Raw genomic sequence first — 21,371 nt, 5'->3', positions numbered from 1 at the left:
AAGGTGCATTACTTGATTCCGGAGAAGTTCAGGGACTCAACGAGCTTGCGTCCCATGAGGATGAGGAGGATGAGGACGGGAATGACGGAGAGGGTGGACCCCGCCATCAGGCCCGTCCAGTCGGGAGCACGGTTGGGAGACTGCTGCTGGAAGATCCCGAGTGCGACGGTGAGCAGCTGGGCCCCCTCGCGCCCCGTGAGCAGCGGCCAGAGGAAGTCTTTCCACATGCCGATGATGGTGATGAGGGTCATCGTCATGACGGGGCCTGCCGACATTGGGATGGTGATCTTGAAGAAGCGGGAGACGGGTCCCAGACCGTCGATCATGGCGGCCTCTTCGACTTCACGCGGCAGGGAGAGGAAGAACTGGCGCAGGAAGAAGATGGAGAAGGGGGCCATGAAGAGAGCGGGGAGCATCATGCCCTGCATGGTGTTGAGCCAGCCGAGCTGCTTGATGAGCACGTAGTTGGGCAGCAGGGAGAAGATGCCGGGCACCATAAGCGCGCCAATGACGCACCCGAAGAGCAGGTTCTTACCGGGGAAGCGCAGACGCGCGAAGGCGTAGGCCGCACACGCGGCGAAGAAGGTCTGGATGATCGCGATGCCTCCCGCGTAGATGAGGGAGTTGGTCGTCGCGATCGCAAAGTTGATCGTCGCCCCGCTGCCGCCGGCCGCCTGAGCTTCTTCGACGGAGACGAGGCCGAGGATGCGCTTGAAGTTGATGAGCGTGGGGTGCGAGGGCCACAGCTGCGTCGATTCGGCGATGAGGTCGGCTTGGGGAGTCATGGCCGTGCGGATCATCCAGTAGAACGGGAAGACGGTGCACAGGATGGCGACCCCGAGGATCACCCAGGCAACGATGCGCTGAGGGAGGGCTGTGCGATTCATGATGAGCTCCTTATGCCAGATCAGAGGAACCGGCACGCATGAGGCGCAGCTGGATCGCGGTGAAGATGGCCAGAACGAGCACCAGCAGCATGGCGACGGCTGACGCGTAGCCCATCTTCAGGAATGTGAAGCCCTGCTGGTAGATGTAGTAGTAGATGACTCGGACGGCGGGGATGGGGTGCCCGGCGTATCCGATTTGGACGGTGTCGAAGATCTGGAAGCTTCCGATGAGTCCCATGACCAACACGAGGACGAGGACGGGGCGCAGCAGGGGCAGCGTGATGCTGAAGAACATGCGCGTTTCTCCCGCGCCGTCCAGCGCTGCACTTTCGTAGAGCTCGCCGGGGATTTGGAGCATGCCCGCATACAGGAGCAGCGCGGTGTACCCGGTGTAGGCCCAGATGTTGATACCGGCGACGATCGGCATGGCGGCGTGGGCGTTGTAGAAGGTCACCCCGTCGATGCCGACGTAGCTCAGCAGGTGCGTCACGTATCCGATGTTGGAGTCGAGGAGCCAGCCCCAGATCAGGGCGATCGCGACGTTGGGCACCAGCCAAGGGAGCAGCAGCAACGAGCGCACCCAGGTCGATCGGGCGAAGCGCTGCATGAGAGCGGCGAGCAGGAGTCCCAGGAACGTCTGCCCGATGATGTTGTAGAGGGCGTAGGCGATGGTCACCGCGAAGGCGTTCCAGACTTCCTTATCCCCGATTGCTTTCGCGTAGTTGTCGAGGCCGACGTAGTGGGCGTCCCCGATCAGGTTGAAGTCGGTGAAGGAATACCACAGGCCTCGCAGGGCAGGGTAGACGTAGAAGACGAAGAAGCCGACGAAGGTGGGAATGAGGAAGATAGCGGCGGCGACTCGGTCGTCGCGCACACGCTTTTTCCCCTCGCCAGACTTCTCGCCGAAACGCGAGCTGGCGACACCCGCACGCTTGCGGGCCGAGGCCTTGGAACCGCTTGTAGTTCCTGCTAGGTCGGGAGCAACTCCGCCCCCTTTTGTAAGTGTTGTACTCGTCATCGAGAACACCTCCAGTGATGCGACACGTAATTATAAAACAGCTCTAACAAACTTTGTCAAGACCGTTGACAAAGTTGCTGCTCACGTGCTTCACTGTGTGCACTGCGACACTTTAGTGTGTCGCGTGTCCCAGCACCGAAAGGAGTCTCAACGATGAGACGTTTCCCCCGTTTCGCCGTGGCATTGGCGGCCACGGCAGGCCTGACATGCGCGGCCCTGCCGGCCTCGGCGACAGAGAATGACACCGTCAAATGGACGGCGCTCGAAGCGGCCGACGCGCCGATCGCCAACCCCCTCAAGGGCTTCTTCCCATTCGCACCGGAGGACGGCTCCGCCCCCAAGGCCGTCGACGGCGCACTCTCCTACACGATGGAGTGGGCATACTTCCCCGTCAACGCGGTCGTGACCGGGCGCGACACCTACGACTTCACGAAGGTCGACGCGCTCCTCGACGCCATCGCCGCTCGAGGCGATCAGTCGGCAATCCGCTTCTATCTCGACTACCCCACGCGCCCCACCGGCGTCCCCCAGTACCTCATCGACGCGGGCATCGACACGTCGCGCAGCTACACGGTTTTCGACAACAACAACATCTCCTTCTCCCCCGACTACAACGACCCGGCGGTCCAGGAGATGCTCCTGCACTTCGTGGACGCCCTGGGCAAGAAGTACGACGGCGACCCCCGCATCGGCTACATCACCGCGGGGCTCATCGGATTCTGGGGAGAGGACCACACGTGGCCGATGAACGGCGAGAAGAGCGCCGATAACCCCAAGGGCGAGAACTGGATGCCTTCGGACGAGTTCCGGGCCAGCCTGGTCGCCGCGTGGGACAAGGCCTTCGATAAGACCTTCGTGCAGTATCGACTGCCCACGTCTGCGACGAAGGAACACCACATGGGTTACCACGACGACTCCTTCGCGTATTCCACGCTGGATAACGTCGACTGGCACTTCATGTCCCACATGAAGAACCAGAACGAGACGGACGCGTGGCAAAGCGCCCCGATCGGCGGCGAGGTCTACCCGCCGCTGCAGACATGCATTTTCTCCCAGCCCCTCAACTGCGCGGGAGCCGAGGCCGAGCGCGCCCAGGGCCGCAACTTTGACATGATGGGTTCGATCAAGGCCACGCACGCCACCTGGCTCATCAACGAGAAGGCATTCACGGTTGGATACCAGGGCGATGACATGAAGCGCGCCGAGGAGGCGAACGCCGCAATGGGCTACACCCTCCAGGCGACGAAGGCCGCGGCCTCCATCACCGGCAATGACGCCACCGTCTCCGTCGAGATCGCGAATACCGGCGTCGCACCCTTCTACGCGTCCTGGCCGATCGAGGTGTCCCTGGTTGACGGCGTCGGCTCCACGGTCGCCAGCCAGATCGTCGAATCCCCGCTGCCGTCGATCACTCCCGGGACCACCGGCACGGTCACGGCGCACGTCACCGTCCCCGCAGCCCGGGGCGGAGCTCGCGCGGTGGCCGATGAACTGACCGCGACGATCCGCGTCGTCAACCCGCTGCCGAACGGCGCTCCCGTCCTCTTCGCCAACCGCGACATGAACACGATGCTGCCCGGAGCCCTCACACTGACGGCCGTCCAGCGCATGGATGCGACCAACGCTCCCAGCCCGACGCCGCAGGAAACGGCCGCACCGAGTGATCCGGCCTCGTCACCCGCGCCGAGCAGCGCCCCCGCGGCCGCGAGCGCACCGCAGGCGACGCAGCCCACCACCTCGCTGGCTCGCACCGGCACGAACGCGTTGGCTTCTCTCGTCTGCATCGCGGCGATGGCCGGAGCCGGAACGTTCCTCTACAGGCGCGCTCACAGGCGCTGACCCGCGCACATGCCCCCGGGGTAGGTTCCAAACGGGCACAAAAGGGCCTACCCTGGGGGTGTTATCCCGTCGACATCTACGAGGTTAGGAGGACCCATGAGCGCCACGCACGGCCCCGACCGCATTCGTGAGCTCAATTCCCTCGCGATTCTCGACTATCTACGCAGCGTCGACGAGGCCACGGTGAGCCAGATTGCTCAGGAGACCGGACTGTCGCGCACGTCGGTGGGCGCAACGATCGCCGACTGCGAGGAACTCGGCTGGGTAGCATCGCTGCCCCCGGCTCCCTCGATCACCGGGCGTCCGGCGAAGCGCTATCGTTTCCAGTCCGAGGCCGGGGTGGTCGTCGGTCTGGACATCGGCGCGAACCACATTGACGTGATGGCAACGAACCTTATCGGCGCCTCGCTCGCTTCGGCGCGAGCTGACGTGTCTCCGGACGAGCCGGCACCTCAGCGCTTAGGCGCGGCGCTCGCCCTCCTCGACTCCATCCTGGAGGGCCAGGGCGTCGTGCGCGAGCGCCTGACCGTCATCTCCGTTGCGCTCACAGGTCCCGTCGATGCCGAGGGACGTTCCCCCTACGGCACTCCCCTGCCCGGGTGGGATTCGGTCGATATTTCCCGGGAGCTGCGCGACCGTTATGGCTGCGCGGTCTTCGTCGAGAACGACTGTAAGTGCGCCCTCGCGGCCGAGGCCTGGACCGGCCAGGCGCAGGACCTGTCATCCGCCGCGTACATCGTGGCGGGCGCGCGTATCGGCGCGTCTTTCATGATCGATGGGACGGTGTGCCGGGGCGCGGGAGGGGCTGCCGGCGAGGTCGGCGCCCTGAAGGCGCTGAAGTGGAGTTCCACTCCGGCAGTGTTCCTCACGCACTCGCGCCTGCCAGCCGACATCGCGACGCACCGGGCCGCCCAGTGGGTGTGCGATCAGGCGCGCGAGGGGGACCGCGAGGCTATCAAGATCGCGCGCTCCTTTGGTCGCAACCTGGCCGTCGGCGCCTCCGCTCTGGTCCTCACGGTCGACCCGGAGGCCCTCATCGTAGGCGGCGGCATTTCGGCCTCCGCCGATGTGTGGATGGATGCTTTCACGCAGCGCCTCACGGAGCTGGTCCTGCGAGTCCCGGATGTGCGCACGTCCAACCTGGGGTCCCAGGCCGTCGTCCTCGGAGCCGTGCGCCGAGGCCTCAACCACATCGAGGCTCTCACGCTCGGGGATACGCTGAGAGGACCTCAGGTACTCTTCGACGAGCAGCACTGACATCGACGCGAAAGGCGGGTGGCCACCGGGCCACCCGCCTTTCTGATGCATTGCGTCAGGCGACTGCGCACCATGGGGCGTAGAGCTCCATGAGGCGGCGCACCTCGTCGCGGACGATTCCGGTTGCGGGGCCGACGTACTTGCGCGGGTCGACCAGGCCTGGATCGTGCAGCAAGATGTCGCGGATGCGGCTGGTGAACACGACGTTGAGGTGGGTGGAGACGTTGATTTTTGTCATTCCCGCGTTGATCGCGGCGACCATTCCGTCGTCGGGCACGCCGGAGGAGCCGTGCAGGACGAGGGGGACGGGGACGGCACGCTTGATGGCGGCGATAAGCTCGGTGTCCAGGACCGCGTCTCGCGTGGCCATGGCGTGGGAGGAGCCGACGGCAACGGCCAGGAGGTCGACACCCGTGTCGGCGACGAACTGGGCGGCATCCTCGGGCTTCGTGCGCGCCTTGGGATCGTGGACGCCGTTCTTTCCTCCGACTTCCCCGAGCTCAGCCTCAACGCTTACCCCCGAGGCGTGAGCCATCTCGACCATCGCCGCGGTCGTCGCCCGGTTGACGTCATCGGGCAGGACGGAGCCGTCGTACATGATTGAGGTGAAGCCCAGGTCGACGGCTGCGCGGCACAGGTCGGTCGATTCGGCGTGGTCCAGGTGGACGGAGACGGGGACGGTGGCCTCGGAGGCGAGTTCGATGAGCGCCCGTCCGATCGGTGCGAGTCGGCCTCCGTGGTACGCCACAGCGTTTTGCGAGAGCTGGAGGACCAGGGGCAGCTGCGCCTCCTGTGCCGCGTCGATGAACGCCTCGGCGTGGTCCAGCAGAACGACGTTGAAGGCTGCCAGACCCTGCCCTCGCTGCGCTGCGTCGCGGGCGAGTTCTGCGGTATCTGCGAGCATTATTCGCTCCTTTCGTTGGTCTGAAAATGGTGGAGGTTAGTGGATGGGCAAGGGCGAGAGGCGGACGGGCGCCGTGGATTGAAGAACGCTGGCGCGCACGCTCATGTCGATCTCTCCCGCCGTTGGGCGCACAACTGCGGCCGTCGAGGTGGCGACCGCGTCGGTGAGCGCCATGACGCCGTCATTTTCGGTCATGAGCAACCGCCCTTCGAGGTGCGTCGCGATTGCTGCCACCGCAGCGTCGCCTGCCCCGGTCGGGTTTCCGGTGATTGTCGGGTCACTCGAGGCGTACCATGATCCGCCGTGCGAGTACAGGTCCATGCCGTCGGCACCTCGGGAGACGAACACCCAGGAGGCCCCGAGTCCCAGGAGCATGCGCGCTCCTTCGTCGATGGTTGAGCATCCGGTGACGGCCCGTAGCTCGTGCTCGTTGGGCTTGAGGACATCCGCATACGAGGCGGCGTCGACGAGGGCGGTCCCGGAGGTGTCCAGGATGATGCGTGCACCCGAGGCTTTCGCTGCCTCGAAAATGGGGGTGATATCGCTGGCACAACTGTCTCCCGGGAGTGACCCGCAGATCGCGCAGACATCGCCGGGCGTGAGCACGGAGGCGAGGAACTCGGCGCAGCGGGACCACACTTCACGCGGAGGGGCCTGCCCGGCCTCGTTGAAGATCGACACCTGCTCATCGACGAGGGCCACGGACCTGCGCGTGGGGACCGGGGAGGCTACCCAGCGGGTCTGCACCCGAGGTGCGAGGCTCGCGAAGAGCTCGCGAACCCGTTCTCCGGTCGCACCGCCGAGGGGACCCAGGGCACACGCCGAGGCACCCAGCTGGTCCGCCACTCGGGCAACGTTGAGGCCTTTCCCGCCGGGGCTCTCCATGATGTCGGTGACGCGCGTCGTGGATCCGCGTTCCCACCCGGGCACGCCCCAGGTGATGTCCAGCGCGGGGTTGGGGGTCACGGTGTAGATCATGCGTACACCTCCTCGAGTTCGAGGGAGAGCGCGACCGCACCGAGGGCCTGCGAGTCGGCCCCGAGGCGGGCGCGCAGCAGCGCGGGCGGGGGTGCGACGATCGAGCCGAGCGTGAGCGCCCGGCGCAGCGGCCCGTAGATGAGTTCTCCTCCGCGCGACAGCCCACCGCCCAGGACGATGGGGATGGATCCGACCTGGTGGGCGACGACGGAGAGGACGTGCCCGAGGGCGCCCATCGCCTCGTCGAGGATCCGCACCGCCTCCTGGCTACCCGTGACGGCCGCGTCTTCCACGTCGCACGCTCCCGCCCCCTCGGGGACGATACCAGCGTCCGCGGCCCTCCCGGCGATCGCCGAGGCCGAGGACACCGACTCGAGGGGAACGATCACTCCGGTGGCGGGGTGCGCGACACCGACCTGCCCAATCTCACCCGTCCACGGGCGCGACGGGGACAGGTGGCCGCCGAGTACCAGGCCCGAGGCGATCCCTGTCCCCACTGCCACGTAGAGGCAGTCGGGGACGCCCACGCCCCAGCGGGCCTCGGCGAGGGCCCCCGAGCGCACGTCGTGCCCGAAGGCGACGGGGCACCCGCACAGGTGGGCGATAAGGTCACGCAGGGGCGCGCGACGCCAGCCGAGGTTGGCGGAGAAGACACCCATGCCTCGTTCCTCATCGACGATCCCCGGCACGCACACTCCCAGGGCGGCCCCCGGACCCGCGAGTGCCAGGAGGGGCTTCGCCATGGACGCGACCACCCGGGCAACGTCCTCGGCCCCGGTGTGCGGGGTCGGTGCCGGATCGACGCGCTCGCGCACAACCCCGTCATCGCCGGCGAGAACCGCCTTGATGGTGGTTCCGCCGACGTCGACTCCGACTCCCAGCGTGTTCACGGCAGGATGACGGATCGGGTGAGGTTGCGGGGCGTATCGGGGTTGAGGCCGCGCGCGAGTGCGCATTCGACGGCTAGGCGCTGAGCGAGGACCAGGTGAGCGATCGGGCACCCGTCGAATGTGACGAGCTCCGCGCCCGTCTCGTGGACCTGCTCGGCGAGGCCGTCCGGGACCGGGCCGAAGACCCAGGTGAGGCGTCCGGGCTGGGCGATCGATATGGGGCCGTGGCGGTATTCCATCGCGGGGTAGACCTCGGTCCACGACTGCGAGGCCTCACGCAGCTTGAGTCCGGCTTCCGCGGCCAGTCCGATCGTCCATCCCGTGCCGAGGAAGGAAATCTGATCCGCGTCGACCCAGCGCGAAGGAATCTCCATCGCCAGCGCGCGCTCAGCGTCGGCGGCCGAGGCCCCGACGTCGTGTCCGAGGGAGCCTAGGAAGTACTGCAGGGCACTCGTCGCGAATCGGGTCTGGACCACGGAGGTCTCGTCGGCGAAGTCGAGGACGACCTCCTCGCTGGCGTACTCGGCGGCAGGGCCGCCCGCCACCGCAGTGATGAGGAGCGCGGGACGGCCCTCCTCGTGCAGGCGCTTCATGACCTGGATGATCTCCGTCGTCGTGCCGGAGCGCGACAGGCAGATGACCCGATCGAACGTGCGTCCCCACGGGAACTCGGTGGCGGTGTAGGCGTCTCCCGCACCCTTGCCCGCCCGCTCGCGGTACACGGTGTAGGCCTGCGCGATGAACCACGAGGTGCCGCATCCAACGACGGCGATGTGCTCGCCGTCGGCGGGCAGCGGGTCCGTGGAAAGCTCGGCGACGCGGCGCCACAGGTCGGGCTGGCTGACGATTTCATCGTGAGTACACGACATTGTTGTTCTCCTGGTGTGTGGAATAACTGAGGAATGGGGGCACTATCGCAGCTGGTTTCGGTTGAAATACTCGGCGATCTCAGGGCGGACTCGAGGCACGTCCACGGGGACGTTTCCGCCCCTGAGCGAGGTCGTGGCGGCCACTCCGGCGGCGACTGCCTCGCGCGCGCCGAGAGGCGTCGTGTCCGTGACGTCACCGTTGACGACGAAACGGATGAACTCGTCCATGGTGTTCACGTCGGCGTCGCCGTGGCCACCCGCGTCCCCGCGCAGGGGGATCTCGAGGTCGGGAACGGGCTCGTAGCCGCTGCGATGCGCCCACACGCGAACGCTCCCGCCTTCGCCGTCGCCGAAGTTTTCGGCTCGGCCGCGCGTGCCGATGACGGTGTAGTTACGCCAGTAATCCGGGGTGAAGTGGCACTGTTCGTAGGAGATCATGACGCCGTTTTCCTGGCGCGCTAGCAGCATGGAGAGGTCTTCGACGTCGATGACGGGGTTCAATCCGGTCTGCGTCTCGGGCGGCCAGTTATCGAAGGAGAACCAGTCCTCCATGACCGCTCCGTCGCTCTGGCCGCTGCGGTCCGCGAGCGCCCCGTAGACCATCAGGTCTCCCATTGCGACGACGCGGGTGGGCACCGAGTCGGACAGCCAGTTCATGACGTCGATGTCGTGCGCTGCCTTTTGCAGAAGGAGGCCCGTCGTGCGGCTGCGATCCGCGTGCCAGTCTTTGAAGTAGTAGTCGCCTCCGTTGCCGACGAAGTGGCGGCACCAGATCGCTTTCACCTCGCCGATGCGCCCCTCCTGGATGACGCGGCGCAGCGTGCGCACCACGTCCATGTGGCGCATGTTGTGGCCGACGTACAGGGGCGTGCATGTCCGGTACGCGGTCTCCAGGACTCGGTCGGCTCCTTCGATCGTGATGGCGATCGGCTTTTCGAGGAAGACCGCGACCCCTGCCTCGAGCAGCGAGCAGGTGACATCCTCGTGGGTGTCGTCGGGGCTGGTGACAATGGCGGCGTCGATCGACAGACCGAGGAGCTCTTCGAGCGTGGCCACCCACTGCCCCTCCCCGAGTGTGCGCGTCGCGCGCTCCCGCATTGCGGGGTTGGGGTCGCATCCTCCGACGAGGACTGCAGGGTGGGTGACCGACGCGAGGTGGTGAGCGATTGATGATCGGGCCCCAAGTCCGACAACACCGACGCGTAATGGCGCGTTCATGGGTTCTCCTTTTGGGCGGGAGGTCTTCCTTGACGCAACCATTATGCGCTCAATCACCCCACTTATGCAAGACCCTTAACAAATAGCCTCGACAAACCCCCTCACATCAGCCGCAACACACAGCCCGCACACCCACACACATACACTTGTCATAAAATCACTTACCGACACACTTTTCCGTAATATTGCACGCATTGATGACAACATGATTCACTTGACAGCTGTGGAGGCATCGCCCACGCGCAACGACGATGCTACGCACTCAGGTCCCACGCGACGCGCCCACGCCGCACCTGTCCCCAGCCGCAGCACTTATGACTGAGAGGACCCTCGCGATGAGAACATTTACTCGCATCGCCATCGCCATCGCTCTAGCGGCGGCCGCAGGACTGGTGGGTGCCACCCTGCCGGCCACGGCCTAGTCGGCCGCCACCACCCAGCGGACGACGCTCAAGGAAGCGCCAGCCACGGTCTCGAACCCGATGAAGGGCTTCATGCCGTGGGCACCCAAGGACGGAGGCGCACCCGGCGCGGTCGCAAACGCCTTGCCCTACACGCTCGAATGGGCACCCGTCCCCGTGAACACCGTCGTCACCGGACGCGACACCTACGACTTCTACGACAACAAGAGGATCTCCTTCTCCCCCAACTACAACGACCCGAAGGTCCAGGAGAAGCTCCTGCGCTTCGTCGCGGCCCTGGGCGATAGGTACGACGGGGATCCGCGCATCGGCTTCATCACCGCGGGCCTGTACGGCTTCTGGGGGGGGGGAGGAGCACACCTACCCGTACAGCAGCTACGTCAACAACCAAAACCCGAAGGCCATCAACTGGATGCCGTCGAACGAGGTCCACGCCCGCCTCGTCGAGGCCTGGGACGAGGCCTTGACGACACCTTCGTCCAGAACCTCTACCCCACCGCTGCCACGAAGACTCACGGCATGGGCTACTACGATGATTCCCTCGGCTACGCGACCCTGGAGGGGACCAGCTGGCACTTCATCCCCAAGCTGAAGAAGCAGGGCGAGGGGGATGCCTGGCAGCACTCCCCCATCGGCGGCGAGCTGACGCGTACCAAAGTCGCGAGCGCAGCCATGGGCTACACGCTGCAGGCTACCCGCACGTCGGTGACGTACAACCAGGTGAAGGCCACCGTGGTCGTGGAGATCAAGAACACCGGCGTCGCACCGTTCTACGCGATGTAGCCGCTCGAGGTCATCCTCGTCGATGAGAACAATGAGATCGTGACCAGCCAGACCATCGAGTCCACCCTGCCCTCGATCCTCCCGGACCAGACAGGGAAGGTGACCGCGCGCCTGCCGCTGCCCGACTACCTCGAACTGGGGAAGCTCACCCGGGGCCGCGCGCCGAAGAACTAACGACGAGGCCGGGGCGAGGCGCACGTCACGCGTACGAGGGTGTGCGCCCCTGCCCCGCCCAGCGGCGCGGCTGCGCCTTCCGTACCCAACGCGAGAGGCCAGGACCCCACACAAGGGGCCCCGGCCTATCACTGCGTCTCGCAGGTTTCTTCTACTTCGCGTGGTAGCGCGGGCTCGTACCGAGGTGTGTCGGGTACGGGTTCGTGGTTGCTCCGACGACGGATTCGTCCAGGCCACGGTAGGTATATGAGTTGTCGAAGACGATTTCCGCCGGCGGGACGAGGCCGTCGACGTACTGCGCGATCTCTTCGGGGGTCGGGCTGGACCTGCCTCCCTTGTCCGCGAGGGGGTTGACGTCGGGGTATTGACTGGGATCGGTGTTCAACATTGTTGCGGGGCTCGCGACGCCGTAGCCGGTGTACTGATTCCAGCCGCCGTCCGGGTTCACAGTCGTGTGCACCAGGAGTTGCAGCAGCTGGTTCGATGTCGCATCGGGCCACTTCTGGCGAGCCATTGCGAGGAATCCTGCAACGATGGGGGTGGAAATGGATGTTCCATTACTTTGAGCTAACGACCCGCTCGGATACTCACGAGCAGTTAACGGACCGCCCACCGCCGCAGTTGTGACCCCCTGTCCCCAGGAGGAATATGTTGCCCGCGCACCGTTTGTATCAACCGCAGACACACCCACGACACCTGACCAATACGACAGTCCATCTGCGGTTTCATCTCGAGCTTCGTTACCAATGGCGTCAGTAATGATAACCCCTTGGCTAATAGCTCGGGCGACTGCCCACTTTATCCCGTTACCGTGGTCTTTCGAGCCTGTTGCATTAGTAATGATTGACGCACCATCGTTAATCGCATGATTGATGAGAGATGCGACGGAGGTGAGGTCAAGTCCCTCAGGGGTTACACAGTCACTCCCCACAGCGCTCGTCTTATCCACATTCACGTACGACAGTAGAGAAGCCTTCGGCGCTACGCCATATTCACCGGCAACTAATACGGACGCAACCGCAGTACCGTGATTCTTGCTTTCTATGCTTGCGTCGACAGTGCATGGACTCTTATCGGTAATGTGTGCATCACGCAGCTCCGGAGCAGTCACATCAACTGGCCCATCAATCATCGCGATCGTGACACCTTGACCCGTGTAGCCTTTAGCTCTCGCTTGCTCGAGGTGATAGTACGCAAAGTAGGGCTGATCGGCTGCGGTAATGGTATCCGCGGCCTGCGCCGGGGCAACGGGAACTGCGACAAGTCCCAGGACGAAAGCTGACGCAGAGGCAACAGCGAGCGAGACGCGCGAGACCTTGTGGGTGGGGGTCACCATTGGCGGGGATCCCATCCGTCGTCCTCGCGCTTCGCGGGGGTCAGGTCCTTGTCCGAGCCGTAGGTCTGAGACAGGGGATTCACGTAGCCTTCGGGCAGAGCATCTGGATCATCATCCAGGTACCTGTACGGCTGATACTTGCGCCTCCTGGCTTTCTTCTCTTCCTTCGAGCCACCCGCACCCGCTCCCATGCCGCTGCCCACGAAAGAACCCCGGCCAGCACCAGAACCGCCACTCTGAGCAGCGGAAGCGCGTGCTGCTCCAGGAGAAGCAGTCGTTCCACTCACGCCAGTTCCAGCTGCACTTCCGCTTCCCGCCTGCGAAGGGGCCAAATAAGTTCCAAGTCCTTTCCCACTGTATGTTCCAGCAGTCAGAGCAGAAGCTCCAGAGCCCCCGAGAGAACCCGTTCCCATGCGCGCAGCTCCGCGCAAGCCAAGGGCACCGGCTCCGAGCGATCCAAGCCCAGCAAGGCGTCCGGCAGAACCGCTATCAGCAGCGGGGCCTCCATTGATTCGCCAGAGTGGGTGATCGATATCAGTGGGGTTCGCAGGTACATGACCACCCCACACAACTCCGTTTCGGTGGTGATGTGCATCCACCCTCGTGTGCATGAGATCCATACCCATCAGATCCTGCGCGTTTGTAATAGGACGATCGTAGGAACCGTCGACATCGGGCGGCAGGTACCGCTTGGAGACTTGCTGTGATGCCAGCGCGCGGTGGCGGGCAAACTCGTCGGTCTCCGGATCAGCATACCCATCCGGGTAGAGTGACTTATCGGAGCGCAGAGCGGCACGCCCATAGTCATCCTCAGCGCTACGACCATAAACCCCTCGGTCGTACGCAGAAACACTGACATAACCACGAGCCAAATTCGTAGCAGTATCCTCACTGAGAAACGGAATCGTTCTTCGAGAGCCTTTAGAACTGTCACTAATGCCGGTTTGCGTCAGCGTATTGACGCCGGCGCTGAGCTCATTGAGCCCGCCGTTCAGACGCTCAAGGATTTCCGTTGCGGCCACCTCGCGCATGGCATTCGCCTGTGCCTCCACAGCGTCAACATAAGCCGATCCCGTCGACAACACAGTGTTTGCAACCAGTCCTGGCAGTCCTCCCGTCACGACGCCAATAGCGGGCGTATAGGGCAGTACCATCTTCGCGGCATCGCGCATTGCAGCCGTTTTCGAGTCGATGAGTGTCGGAGAAAGACGACGCGCGTCCGCAGCGGCCTGCGCAATAGCCTGACGTGCAGCAACATAGCGCGCAATCCCGCCCATATAGTACGAGCGCTTCGCTTCCAGACGCGCGACAGTCTGATCCGCCCACGCCTTCAGGGCTTCTCCAGTCTTTCCTGTAAAGCCCTGGTGCTGTTGGAAATGCTGCACCCGCTCGATCGCCTGATCGAAGCCGTCAATGACACGCTTATGTTCGCTATCCCAGGAATGCAATTCTGCATTGAAGTCCGCTTGCGCAGCAAAAGTCATAAGCCGGTCATACATCGGTGAAGAAACCATGTGTTGTCCTTTGATTCTCAGAACTCGGGCATTGCGCCGGCTGCGGTAGGCGCATCATCGGGCTGCGTGCTCGGGGCTGCGGAAGGCGCACTCGTCGTTCCAGCAGTAGAGGAGGCAACAGCGACCGAAGGATCGGACTGAAGCGCTCGATTGATTGCTTCGAGAACCGACGCGTTTGCTTCCTCGCTGTTGACGGCTTCACGAACAGCATCCGCCAGGTTCATCTGAAAGGTATCGAAGATAGCGCGCTCATCGGCAAGCATCTCGTCAACAGAGTCAAAGAACCGCACTGCACTATTGCGAAAATCCTGCGCGCCTTGCTCGTCGGTCCAACGGGTTGCGGTTTGGGCGCGATTCAGCGAACCGGCAGCATCATTCGACTCGGTGAGACCGCGCCCCCCCCTCATCCATATCACCGTTCGTTTGAGCGTGTTGCTCTTCATCGAAACCGTAATCAGCACTCATACTCATCCTCCTGTCAGCAACCGAACAACACCGCCGGTCAGGATTCACTTACCTGACCTAGTCTAGGCCCACGCGCAACAACTTCACAATCAGTCCAGACACCCGAGAACACAGGCAATCGCGAGGTCTTGCCCCGGCCTCGTCGTGTCAGCGATTACGGCAGCGGCTTGACCGCGCGGTGCATGCAGGCGATGCCGCCGGTGAGGTTGCGGTACTCGACTTCGCTCCAGCCGTTGGCGGCGATCATGCGGCCGAGTTCCTCCTGGGCCGGCCACGCACGAATCGACTCAACCAGGTAGTCGTAGGCGCCGTCGTTCGTGGAGACCAGGCGCGCAATCGCAGGCATGACGGTCGACTGGTAGGCGTTGTACATGCAGCGGAAGACGCGCGAAGGCGGGGTGGAGAACTCCAGGACCACGAGGCGGCCGCGCGGGCGCACGACGCGCGCCATCTCGCGCAGCGCGAGCTCCGGGTCCGGGATGTTGCGCAGGCCCCACGAGATGGTGACCGCGTCGAAGGAGCCGTCCTCGAAGTCCAGGTCCATGGCGTTGCCATGCACGAACTCGATCTCGGGGTGGCGCTCACGGCCGACCTCGATCATGCCTTCGGACAGGTCGCAGGCGACGACCTCGGCGCCCCCCTTAGCCAGCGCGGCCGACGACGCGCCGGTGCCGGCCGCCAGGTCGAGGATGCGTTCGCCGGGGTGGGGGGCGACAGCCTTACGCAGGGCGGTCATCCACACCCTGTCCAAACCGCCCGTCATCAGCGCATCCATCACGTCGTATCGCGAGGCGAGGGAGTCAAACATCGAGGCGATCTCTTTGGGATCCTTGTTCAGGTCCGCGCGCGGGGATTCAGTCATGCGTCAATACTCGCACGTCTTCCAGCGCGCCGCCGCCCCTGCTCCTACCATGGAACCCATGCACAACGACTTCGGATGCTCGCGCCTCGTCTTTCGGGCGTTGGTCCTACCCCCGCAGCACCCGGGGTCTACTTGCTCACTGACGTCTCTGCTTCGCGACTCCGGGGGCACCGCCTGGCTGGGTGAGCGCCGCCAGATGATCGGCCTGGGACGGGCGCTCACTATCGAGCCCGCGACCTCGAGCGCGATCGCCGACGTGCGCCGCGCGTGGGAGGCCGCCCCCGCCTCGTCCTGCGTCGAGGGAGCCCCCTCCCCCGTCCTTTTCGCGTCCTTCGCGTTCCGCTCCCCCGCCCGCTCGGTTGCCTTCGTGCCCGCGCTGACTCTCATCGACGAGGCCGGGGCCCGCTGGGCGATCACGGCGGGCATCGGGGACGCCCCGGATCCGCTGGCGGCTGTTGATGAGGCCCTGGCCGAGGCGAGGCCCGCACCGCGCGTGCCGGAGTCTCTGACCTTCGGTCACGGGTCGATGTCGCGCGGCCAGTGGCGCGACTCGGTGCGAGCGATGGCGCAGCGCCTGCGCGATGGGGCCGCCGACAAGGCCGTCATGGCGCGCGATATGACGGTGCGGTGCCCACACGGATTCGACGAGCGTTTCCTGCTTGAGCGCCTGAGCGATCTGTATCCGTCGACGTGGCGTTTCTGCGTGGATTCGCTGGTGGGAGCGTCCCCGGAGATGCTGATCGCGGCTTCGCACGGTACGGCGAGCTCTCGCGTCCTGGCGGGCACGTGCAAGCCCGGCGAGGGAGAGATGCTCGCGTCGAGCGCGAAGGATCTACGCGAGCACGACCTGGCCTCCGAGTCAGTGTCCTCGATCCTGATGCAGCTGTGCTCCTCGGTGACGACTCAGGGGCCGTTCCTCCTGTCGCTGCCCAACGTCGTTCACCTGGCGACGGACGTGCACGCACGCCTGGGCGAGGCCCACCTCCTGGATCTGGTGGCCGCCCTGCATCCGACAGCCGCCGTGTGCGGCACCCCGCGCCCCGCGGCGATGCGACTCATCGAAGAGCTGGAAGACACCGAGCGCGGCCGCTACTCGGGGCCCGTGGGCTGGGTCGACACGGCGGGCGACGGCGAGTTTGCGATCGCGCTGCGCTGCGGACTCACCTCGGGCACGCGTCTGCGCCTTTTCGCCGGTGCCGGCATCATGCCGGACTCCGACCCGGACACCGAGCTGGCCGAGACCGAAGCGAAGATGCGCCCGCTCCTGGACGCCCTCGGGGTCTAAGCGACTCGTCGACGCGCAAAGGCCCGCCGCCCCTTCACAGGGACGACGGGCCTCGTCAGCGCGCGCAGCTCACTGAATCCGCACGGACACGTCCTGCGTGGCGCCGTTACGCACGATCGTCATGGTGACGGTGTCGCCGGCCTTGTAGCGGCGCACGTAGCCGATCAGCTGCTTGGGGCTGGTCACTTCCTGGCCTTCGACCTTGACGATGACGTCGCCGGCGCGGATGCCCGCCGCGGAGGCGCCGGAACCTGCGGAGACGTCCTGGACCTCGGCACCCACGTAGGTGTCGGAGCCGACGGTCGTGGTCGCGGCCTTGACGGTCACGCCAAGCATGCCGTGCGAGGCGCTGCCGGAGGCAATGAGCTGGTCCGCGATGGACACGACCAGGTCGGAGGGGATTGCGAAGCCCAGGCCGATCGAGCCCGCCTGCCCGTCGGAGGACGAGGAGAGCGACTTGATCGAGGAGTTAATGCCGATGACCGCGCCACTCGCGTCGAAGAGCGGGCCACCCGAGTTACCGGGGTTGATGGACGCGTCGATCTGGATTGCGTTCGTCACCACAAGATCCGAGGAAGCCTGCGTGCCGTCCTCCGAGGTCGCGGATTCGTCCATCGAGACCTCGACGGGGCGGTTGAGCGCGGAGACGATGCCGGTCGTCACCGTGTTCGACAGGCCCAGGGGCGCGCCGATCGCCATGACGGGGGCACCGACCTCGAGGTTCGCCGAGGTCGCGAAGCGCGCGACGGTGAGGTCCGAGGGCGGGTTCTCCAGGCGGATGACGGCCAGGTCGGTGGTCTTGTCGTGGCCGACGACCACGGCGCTGTACAGGCGCCCGTCGGCGAGGGTCACCTGGATCTGTCCGCCGCCGAGGGCGGACGCGATGACGTGGTAGTTGGTGACAATGTCGCCCTGCGCGTCGTAGATGACACCGGAGCCGGTACCGCCCGAGGATGCGCCCTGCGCCTGAATGGTCACGACGGCGGGCGACACGGCGGCGGCGACGGCCGTCCAGTCCGTCCCGGAGCTATTCGAGACGGGCACGGTGGCCACCGTTCCCCCGTTGAGGTTCGTGGGCGTGGACGCGCGCAGCATCGCGGGGCGCGCGTAGAACACGGCACCGAGGGTCAGGCCGATCGTCAGGAGCATCGCGCCGACGAGGGCGACCCATCCCGGGCCCTTCTTCGTCACGACAACGGTGGGCGACGCGAAGGCGTCCGGCGAGGCAGGGGCCGCGTATCCACCGTAGGGCTCGCCAGAGGGGGCAGAGTATGTGCCGCCGGACGCGGGGGCTTCCTGGGCGGAGGGGGCGGGGGCCGCCGGCACGGCGGGGGCGCCCGGCGTGGCGGGTGCAGCCGGTGCCGAGGCGGGCGGAACCGTGCCAGCGGGCGGCACGGGGATCGTCGTGGCGGAGGGCATCTCGCGCGTGGCGTCCTGCGCGGACGGAAGCTCCTGGGTGGCCGAGTGGTCTTGAGCCGTCGAGCGCTGCGGGTAGCTGGTGGCCAAGGCCGTCTCAGCGTCGCGCGCCGAGTCGGCGTCGTGGGCCGGAATATGAGGCTGAGTCATGGTTTCCTCTAGTGTCAGTTCGTTATCTGCCCACCAGTATGGGCCGTTTCCTCAAAGGGCCACTGAAAGCCCCCTGGAAGTTTCCTGTAAACCGTTCAACCTCACAGCGAACACGCGTCCCGTCAGGAGAGTACGTCGCGGACGGCCGGGTACAGGTGCGCGGCGCGCTCGACGGGCGCGTGAATCAACCGCGGTCCGTTGGCGGGGTGGGCGAGCAACGACTCCAGTTCCCGAGGCGCGTCGGCTCGCGCGAAGGCCACGCCGTACGCGGCCGCGAGCGCCTCGTAGTCCACCGACTGAGCGAGGCCGAACCAACGGTCGTAGGCCTCGGCGCTGGCGGCGCGCCCGTGTTCGAGGGTGGCGAAGATGCCGCCACCCTGGTCGTCCGCGACGATGATGTCGAGGTGAGCATCCACACTCGCCGCCAGGGCGAGGGAGGAGGCGTCATGGCAGGCCGTGAGATCGCCCATGACGGCGGTGACGCTCTCGCCCGCGGGGGCCGAGGCCTCGCCCGCGTATCCGGAGCCCATGCAGATACCGACGGCGGTCGCGACGGTGCCGTCGATGCCGGCCTGTCCCCGGTTGGAGTGGACGATGCGCCCCTCCAGCGTGGGGACGGCGAGGTCGAAGGCTCGCACGGGGTTGGAGGCGCCCAGCACGAGGGGGCCGCTCGTCGAGGCGGCAACGCTTCGAGCGAGGTCAAGCATCGTGCGCCCGGAGCCAGAGGCGAGCAGGGATTCGATGCGCTCGTCGGCGTCGCGAGCGGCTTCGCGCACGCGAGAGGCCCACTCGGCCTGAGCGGCGCGGATCAGCTCGCGAGCTGGCTCGAGGTCGGCGACGACAACCGAGGCGTTGCCCGAGATGTCCACCCACGGGGCGTGCGCATCGACAACGACGACACGCACGCCGGGGCACGCGAGTAGAGCCTGAATCGGGCGGGACAACGTCGGGCGCCCGGTCACGACGACCGCGTCGACCTCACGCCCGAGCGGCGAGCTGACGAGGGACTGCTCGAAGGGGGTCACTCCCCCGCCGCGCCACGCGCCCGACGCCGGTTCGGCGAGCAGCGGGAAGCCAGAGGCCTCCGACCACTCGCGGGCACGGGGCGAGGCCCCCTCACCCGCGACAATCAGACCGGCGACGGCAGGACCAACCACGTCCTCCCATCGCGCGGGCACGGCAGGCGCGCCCATCACCCGGGTCGGCCGAGGGACGAACGACGCCCTGACCTCGTCCCCTGAGTCGGAGGCGGGACGGACGGGGGTCAGCGGGTCGCGGAAGGCGACGTTGATCTGCACGGGTCCGGGCGTGCCGCTCAGCGCCCCGCAGGCGGCCGCGACCGCGCGGGCGAGGTGGCCGACCAGGGAGGGCGAGGCCTCCTGAGGCTCCAGATCAATGCTCGCACGCACGTGCATGCCGAAGAAGCCGGACTGGTGGGTCGCCTGGGAGGCTCCAACGCCACGCAGTTCGCCGGGGCGGTCGGCGCTCACGACCAGCAGGGGCAGGCGCGCGTGCGAGGCCTCGAGAACGGCGGGGGCCAGCTCGGCGACGGCGGTGCCGGAGGTGACGACGATGGCGGGCAGCGCGCCGGTTCGCGCCAGACCGACAGCCGCGAAACCGGCGCCGCGCTCATCCAGGATGGGGCGCGCATCCCCGCTGAAAGACCCCGCCTCGAGGGCGTAGGCGAAGGGCGCGGAGCGCGAACCCGGGCAGTACAGGACGTGCGTGACGCCCAGGGTATCCAGGGACGAGAGGATAGCGCTGGCGGTATCGACGGAGGGCATACGCCCAGCCTACCGGGAGCCCACCCTCAGGTGCTCAGCCATGCCTTCGAGGCGCATACCCCAGCGGGAGACGAGATCGCCGTCGACCGGGGTGCGGTCGATGAGCTCCTGGTCCGGCTCGAGGCGCCCCACGGGCAGGCAGCCACGCTCGGGAATCAGGGGCTGGGTCACGTCGCCCACCAGCAACGAGGCAGTGGCTAGTCCGGCTGCCCGGGGCACACCGGGCACGGCGGCAGCAGCGGCGACGCCGACCGACAGGCCGACGGACGTCTCGAGGGCGGAGGACACGACGACGCCGAGGCCGCTCTTGCGGGCAACCTTGAGTGCGGCGCGCACGCCTCCGAGTGGCGCGACCTTGATGATGACGACGTCGGCGGCCTCCTTACGGGCCACCTCCAGGGGATCCTCAGCGCGGCGGATCGACTCATCGGCAGCGATCGGCACGTCCACAGATCGGCGCACCTGGGCCAGCTCATCCACCGTCAGGCAGGGCTGCTCGACGTACTCGATGGGAACGACGCCGGCGGCCGCAGCCATTGCCGGGATTGCCTCGCGAGCCTGATCGACCTCCCACGCGCCGTTGGCGTCGAGGCGGATCATCGCCTGCCCGCCCACGGTCTCACGCAGGGCGTCGGCGACCGCGGCGATGCGCGCACAGTCCCGCCCAACGCTGACGCCCGGCTCCGCAACCTTGATCTTCGCGGTCGCACACCCGCCCGAGCCCTTCACGCGTTCATGGGCTTCCTCCGGCGATATGACGGGGATCGTGACGTTGACGGGCACGAACTTGCGTCGAGGCACCGGCGGGAAACGGCGAGCCGACTCGAGGGCTGCGGCCAGCCAGCGCGAGGACTCCAGATCGTCATAGTTCCAGAAGGGCGCAGCCTCTCCCCAACCGGCATGTCCGTGCAGGAGGAGCCCCTCGCGGCGAGTCACGCCGCGGAAGCGCGTCGTCATCCCCACCTTGTACACAAGGATGTCGTCGACGCCTTCGAGGGCATAACGCGTTTGACGGCTGAGCGTGCGCATCGGGATGCGCATCAGCGTCGGTTGCTGCGCTGCGTTCACAAGAACCCTCCTTACTTACCGGTAATATTGTCGCGCAACCTCACGCTATCGACAAATCCTACACGCATCAACTTGTAACCAATTGCGCAGTAAGTGCCACAAAGTGACAGACTCTTTGAAACGGTTGAACACGTGGCAAGCAGGCACGTCTCGCAGGACACACCTCCAAGTGTCTAGACGCCATATAATACGGTTACAAGCAAGTAGCCTTTGTTCCGATTGGCTAGGTTGCGCACCCCATAGCCCCACGTG

Annotated in this window: 19 protein-coding genes; 5 read left to right on the top strand and 14 right to left on the bottom strand. The window is 66.0% G+C overall.

Annotated features, from left to right (window positions below; all coding sequences use genetic code 11):
- Nucleotides 1-8: 8 nt before the first annotated feature.
- Together ACTODO_RS05140 and ACTODO_RS05135 are read right to left on the bottom strand one after the other, a co-directional pair.
- A complete protein-coding gene (locus tag ACTODO_RS05140; RefSeq protein ID WP_003792228.1) occupies nucleotides 9-887 on the bottom strand; it encodes a carbohydrate ABC transporter permease in 879 nt (292 codons plus the stop codon).
- Nucleotides 888-897: 10 nt separating this feature from the next.
- Nucleotides 898-1,761, bottom strand: coding sequence for a carbohydrate ABC transporter permease (locus ACTODO_RS05135; RefSeq protein ID WP_003792226.1), 864 nt, complete (start codon nucleotides 1,759-1,761; stop codon nucleotides 898-900).
- Nucleotides 1,762-2,058: 297 nt separating this feature from the next.
- Between ACTODO_RS05135 and ACTODO_RS05130 the strand changes: the two genes are divergently transcribed.
- Nucleotides 2,059-3,744, top strand: a complete 1,686-nt coding sequence (locus tag ACTODO_RS05130) for a DUF4832 domain-containing protein (protein ID WP_003792220.1) — start codon at nucleotides 2,059-2,061, stop codon at nucleotides 3,742-3,744.
- Nucleotides 3,745-3,840: 96 nt separating this feature from the next.
- Nucleotides 3,841-5,001, top strand: coding sequence for an ROK family transcriptional regulator (locus tag ACTODO_RS05125; RefSeq protein WP_003792219.1), 1,161 nt, complete (start codon nucleotides 3,841-3,843; stop codon nucleotides 4,999-5,001).
- A gap of 55 nt (nucleotides 5,002-5,056) precedes the next feature.
- On the opposite strand, the gene ACTODO_RS05120 is transcribed toward ACTODO_RS05125, so the two are convergent.
- The 5 genes from ACTODO_RS05120 to ACTODO_RS05100 are packed head-to-tail and all read right to left on the bottom strand — an operon-like array spanning nucleotide 5,057 to nucleotide 9,860.
- Nucleotides 5,057-5,905 carry a class II fructose-bisphosphate aldolase gene (locus ACTODO_RS05120; protein ID WP_003792218.1) on the bottom strand — a complete coding sequence of 283 codons (849 nt, stop codon included), beginning with the start codon at nucleotides 5,903-5,905 and terminating at the stop codon, nucleotides 5,057-5,059.
- A 36-nt stretch (nucleotides 5,906-5,941) separates the two neighbouring features.
- On the bottom strand, nucleotides 5,942-6,883 hold the full coding sequence (locus ACTODO_RS05115) for a 1-phosphofructokinase family hexose kinase (RefSeq protein WP_003792217.1): 942 nt from the start codon (nucleotides 6,881-6,883) through the stop codon (nucleotides 5,942-5,944).
- Entirely contained in the window at nucleotides 6,880-7,773 is an 894-nt protein-coding gene (locus tag ACTODO_RS05110) for an ROK family protein (RefSeq protein WP_003792216.1), read from the bottom strand. Before ACTODO_RS05110 ends, ACTODO_RS05115 begins: the two co-directional genes overlap by 4 nt.
- Entirely contained in the window at nucleotides 7,770-8,642 is an 873-nt protein-coding gene (locus ACTODO_RS05105; RefSeq protein ID WP_003792215.1) for an SIS domain-containing protein, read from the bottom strand. The genes ACTODO_RS05110 and ACTODO_RS05105 overlap by 4 nt, the downstream gene beginning before the upstream one ends.
- A gap of 42 nt (nucleotides 8,643-8,684) precedes the next feature.
- Nucleotides 8,685-9,860 carry a Gfo/Idh/MocA family protein gene (locus tag ACTODO_RS05100; RefSeq protein WP_081445532.1) on the bottom strand — a complete coding sequence of 392 codons (1,176 nt, stop codon included), beginning with the start codon at nucleotides 9,858-9,860 and terminating at the stop codon, nucleotides 8,685-8,687.
- A 494-nt stretch (nucleotides 9,861-10,354) separates the two neighbouring features.
- Between ACTODO_RS05100 and ACTODO_RS05095 the strand changes: the two genes are divergently transcribed.
- Together ACTODO_RS05095 and ACTODO_RS11060 are read left to right on the top strand one after the other, a co-directional pair.
- Nucleotides 10,355-11,065, top strand: coding sequence for a hypothetical protein (locus tag ACTODO_RS05095; protein WP_244262528.1), 711 nt, complete (start codon nucleotides 10,355-10,357; stop codon nucleotides 11,063-11,065).
- Nucleotides 11,066-11,104: 39 nt separating this feature from the next.
- A complete protein-coding gene (locus tag ACTODO_RS11060) occupies nucleotides 11,105-11,239 on the top strand; it encodes a hypothetical protein (RefSeq protein ID WP_003792209.1) in 135 nt (44 codons plus the stop codon).
- Nucleotides 11,240-11,390: 151 nt separating this feature from the next.
- Here ACTODO_RS11060 and ACTODO_RS10585 read toward each other — a convergent pair whose 3' ends face one another.
- The 4 genes from ACTODO_RS10585 to ACTODO_RS05075 form a co-directional block, all read right to left on the bottom strand.
- Complete coding sequence (locus tag ACTODO_RS10585; protein WP_081445776.1) at nucleotides 11,391-12,575, bottom strand: S8 family peptidase; 1,185 nt, start codon at nucleotides 12,573-12,575, stop codon at nucleotides 11,391-11,393.
- Entirely contained in the window at nucleotides 12,569-14,089 is a 1,521-nt protein-coding gene (locus tag ACTODO_RS10580; protein WP_034512129.1) for a TrbL/VirB6 family protein, read from the bottom strand. Before ACTODO_RS10580 ends, ACTODO_RS10585 begins: the two co-directional genes overlap by 7 nt.
- Nucleotides 14,090-14,106: 17 nt before the next feature.
- Nucleotides 14,107-14,550, bottom strand: a complete 444-nt coding sequence (locus tag ACTODO_RS05080; protein WP_131332777.1) for a hypothetical protein — start codon at nucleotides 14,548-14,550, stop codon at nucleotides 14,107-14,109.
- 158 nt (nucleotides 14,551-14,708) lie between these two features.
- Nucleotides 14,709-15,416 carry a class I SAM-dependent methyltransferase gene (locus tag ACTODO_RS05075; protein WP_003792198.1) on the bottom strand — a complete coding sequence of 236 codons (708 nt, stop codon included), beginning with the start codon at nucleotides 15,414-15,416 and terminating at the stop codon, nucleotides 14,709-14,711.
- Between ACTODO_RS05075 and ACTODO_RS05070 the strand changes: the two genes are divergently transcribed.
- Nucleotides 15,415-16,701 carry an isochorismate synthase gene (locus ACTODO_RS05070; protein WP_003792197.1) on the top strand — a complete coding sequence of 429 codons (1,287 nt, stop codon included), beginning with the start codon at nucleotides 15,415-15,417 and terminating at the stop codon, nucleotides 16,699-16,701. The genes ACTODO_RS05075 and ACTODO_RS05070 overlap by 2 nt on opposite strands.
- Nucleotides 16,702-16,770: 69 nt before the next feature.
- Here ACTODO_RS05070 and ACTODO_RS05065 read toward each other — a convergent pair whose 3' ends face one another.
- The 3 genes from ACTODO_RS05065 to ACTODO_RS05055 all read right to left on the bottom strand — a co-directional run bounded on the left by ACTODO_RS05065 (nucleotide 16,771) and on the right by ACTODO_RS05055 (nucleotide 21,092).
- Nucleotides 16,771-18,267, bottom strand: a complete 1,497-nt coding sequence (locus tag ACTODO_RS05065) for a S1C family serine protease (RefSeq protein ID WP_003792196.1) — start codon at nucleotides 18,265-18,267, stop codon at nucleotides 16,771-16,773.
- 122 nt (nucleotides 18,268-18,389) lie between these two features.
- Nucleotides 18,390-20,051: a 2-succinyl-5-enolpyruvyl-6-hydroxy-3-cyclohexene-1-carboxylic-acid synthase gene (menD, locus tag ACTODO_RS05060; protein WP_003792194.1), complete on the bottom strand. Its 1,662-nt coding sequence runs from the start codon at nucleotides 20,049-20,051 to the stop codon at nucleotides 18,390-18,392.
- Nucleotides 20,052-20,060: 9 nt separating this feature from the next.
- Nucleotides 20,061-21,092 (bottom strand): o-succinylbenzoate synthase, encoded by a 1,032-nt coding sequence (locus ACTODO_RS05055; protein ID WP_003792193.1) that lies wholly within the window; start codon nucleotides 21,090-21,092, stop codon nucleotides 20,061-20,063.
- Nucleotides 21,093-21,371: the final 279 nt, after the last annotated feature.

This window comes from Schaalia dentiphila ATCC 17982 (assembly GCF_000154225.1).
GTDB lineage: Bacteria > Actinomycetota > Actinomycetes > Actinomycetales > Actinomycetaceae > Pauljensenia > Pauljensenia dentiphila.
Note: the sequence above shows the minus strand (reverse complement) of the source record. Positions and strands in the feature narration are given on the sequence as shown.

Bases quoted from the DNA above. Each gene is read 5' to 3' on its own strand.
- ACTODO_RS05070 (WP_003792197.1), top strand. From the start codon at position 15,415: ATGCGTCAATACTCGCACGTCTTCCAGCGCGCCGCCGCCCCTGCTCCT.
- ACTODO_RS10580 (WP_034512129.1), bottom strand. From the start codon at position 14,089: ATGGTTTCTTCACCGATGTATGACCGGCTTATGACTTTTGCTGCGCAA.
- ACTODO_RS05055 (WP_003792193.1), bottom strand. From the start codon at position 21,092: ATGCGCATCCCGATGCGCACGCTCAGCCGTCAAACGCGTTATGCCCTC.
- menD (WP_003792194.1), bottom strand. From the start codon at position 20,051: ATGCCCTCCGTCGATACCGCCAGCGCTATCCTCTCGTCCCTGGATACC.
- ACTODO_RS05140 (WP_003792228.1), bottom strand. From the start codon at position 887: ATGAATCGCACAGCCCTCCCTCAGCGCATCGTTGCCTGGGTGATCCTC.
- ACTODO_RS05130 (WP_003792220.1), top strand. From the start codon at position 2,059: ATGAGACGTTTCCCCCGTTTCGCCGTGGCATTGGCGGCCACGGCAGGC.
- ACTODO_RS05065 (WP_003792196.1), bottom strand. From the start codon at position 18,267: ATGACTCAGCCTCATATTCCGGCCCACGACGCCGACTCGGCGCGCGAC.
- ACTODO_RS10585 (WP_081445776.1), bottom strand. From the start codon at position 12,575: ATGGTGACCCCCACCCACAAGGTCTCGCGCGTCTCGCTCGCTGTTGCC.
- ACTODO_RS05100 (WP_081445532.1), bottom strand. From the start codon at position 9,860: ATGAACGCGCCATTACGCGTCGGTGTTGTCGGACTTGGGGCCCGATCA.
- ACTODO_RS05095 (WP_244262528.1), top strand. From the start codon at position 10,355: ATGCCGTGGGCACCCAAGGACGGAGGCGCACCCGGCGCGGTCGCAAAC.
- ACTODO_RS05075 (WP_003792198.1), bottom strand. From the start codon at position 15,416: ATGACTGAATCCCCGCGCGCGGACCTGAACAAGGATCCCAAAGAGATC.
- ACTODO_RS05115 (WP_003792217.1), bottom strand. From the start codon at position 6,883: ATGATCTACACCGTGACCCCCAACCCCGCGCTGGACATCACCTGGGGC.
- ACTODO_RS05120 (WP_003792218.1), bottom strand. From the start codon at position 5,905: ATGCTCGCAGATACCGCAGAACTCGCCCGCGACGCAGCGCAGCGAGGG.
- ACTODO_RS05105 (WP_003792215.1), bottom strand. From the start codon at position 8,642: ATGTCGTGTACTCACGATGAAATCGTCAGCCAGCCCGACCTGTGGCGC.
- ACTODO_RS05125 (WP_003792219.1), top strand. From the start codon at position 3,841: ATGAGCGCCACGCACGGCCCCGACCGCATTCGTGAGCTCAATTCCCTC.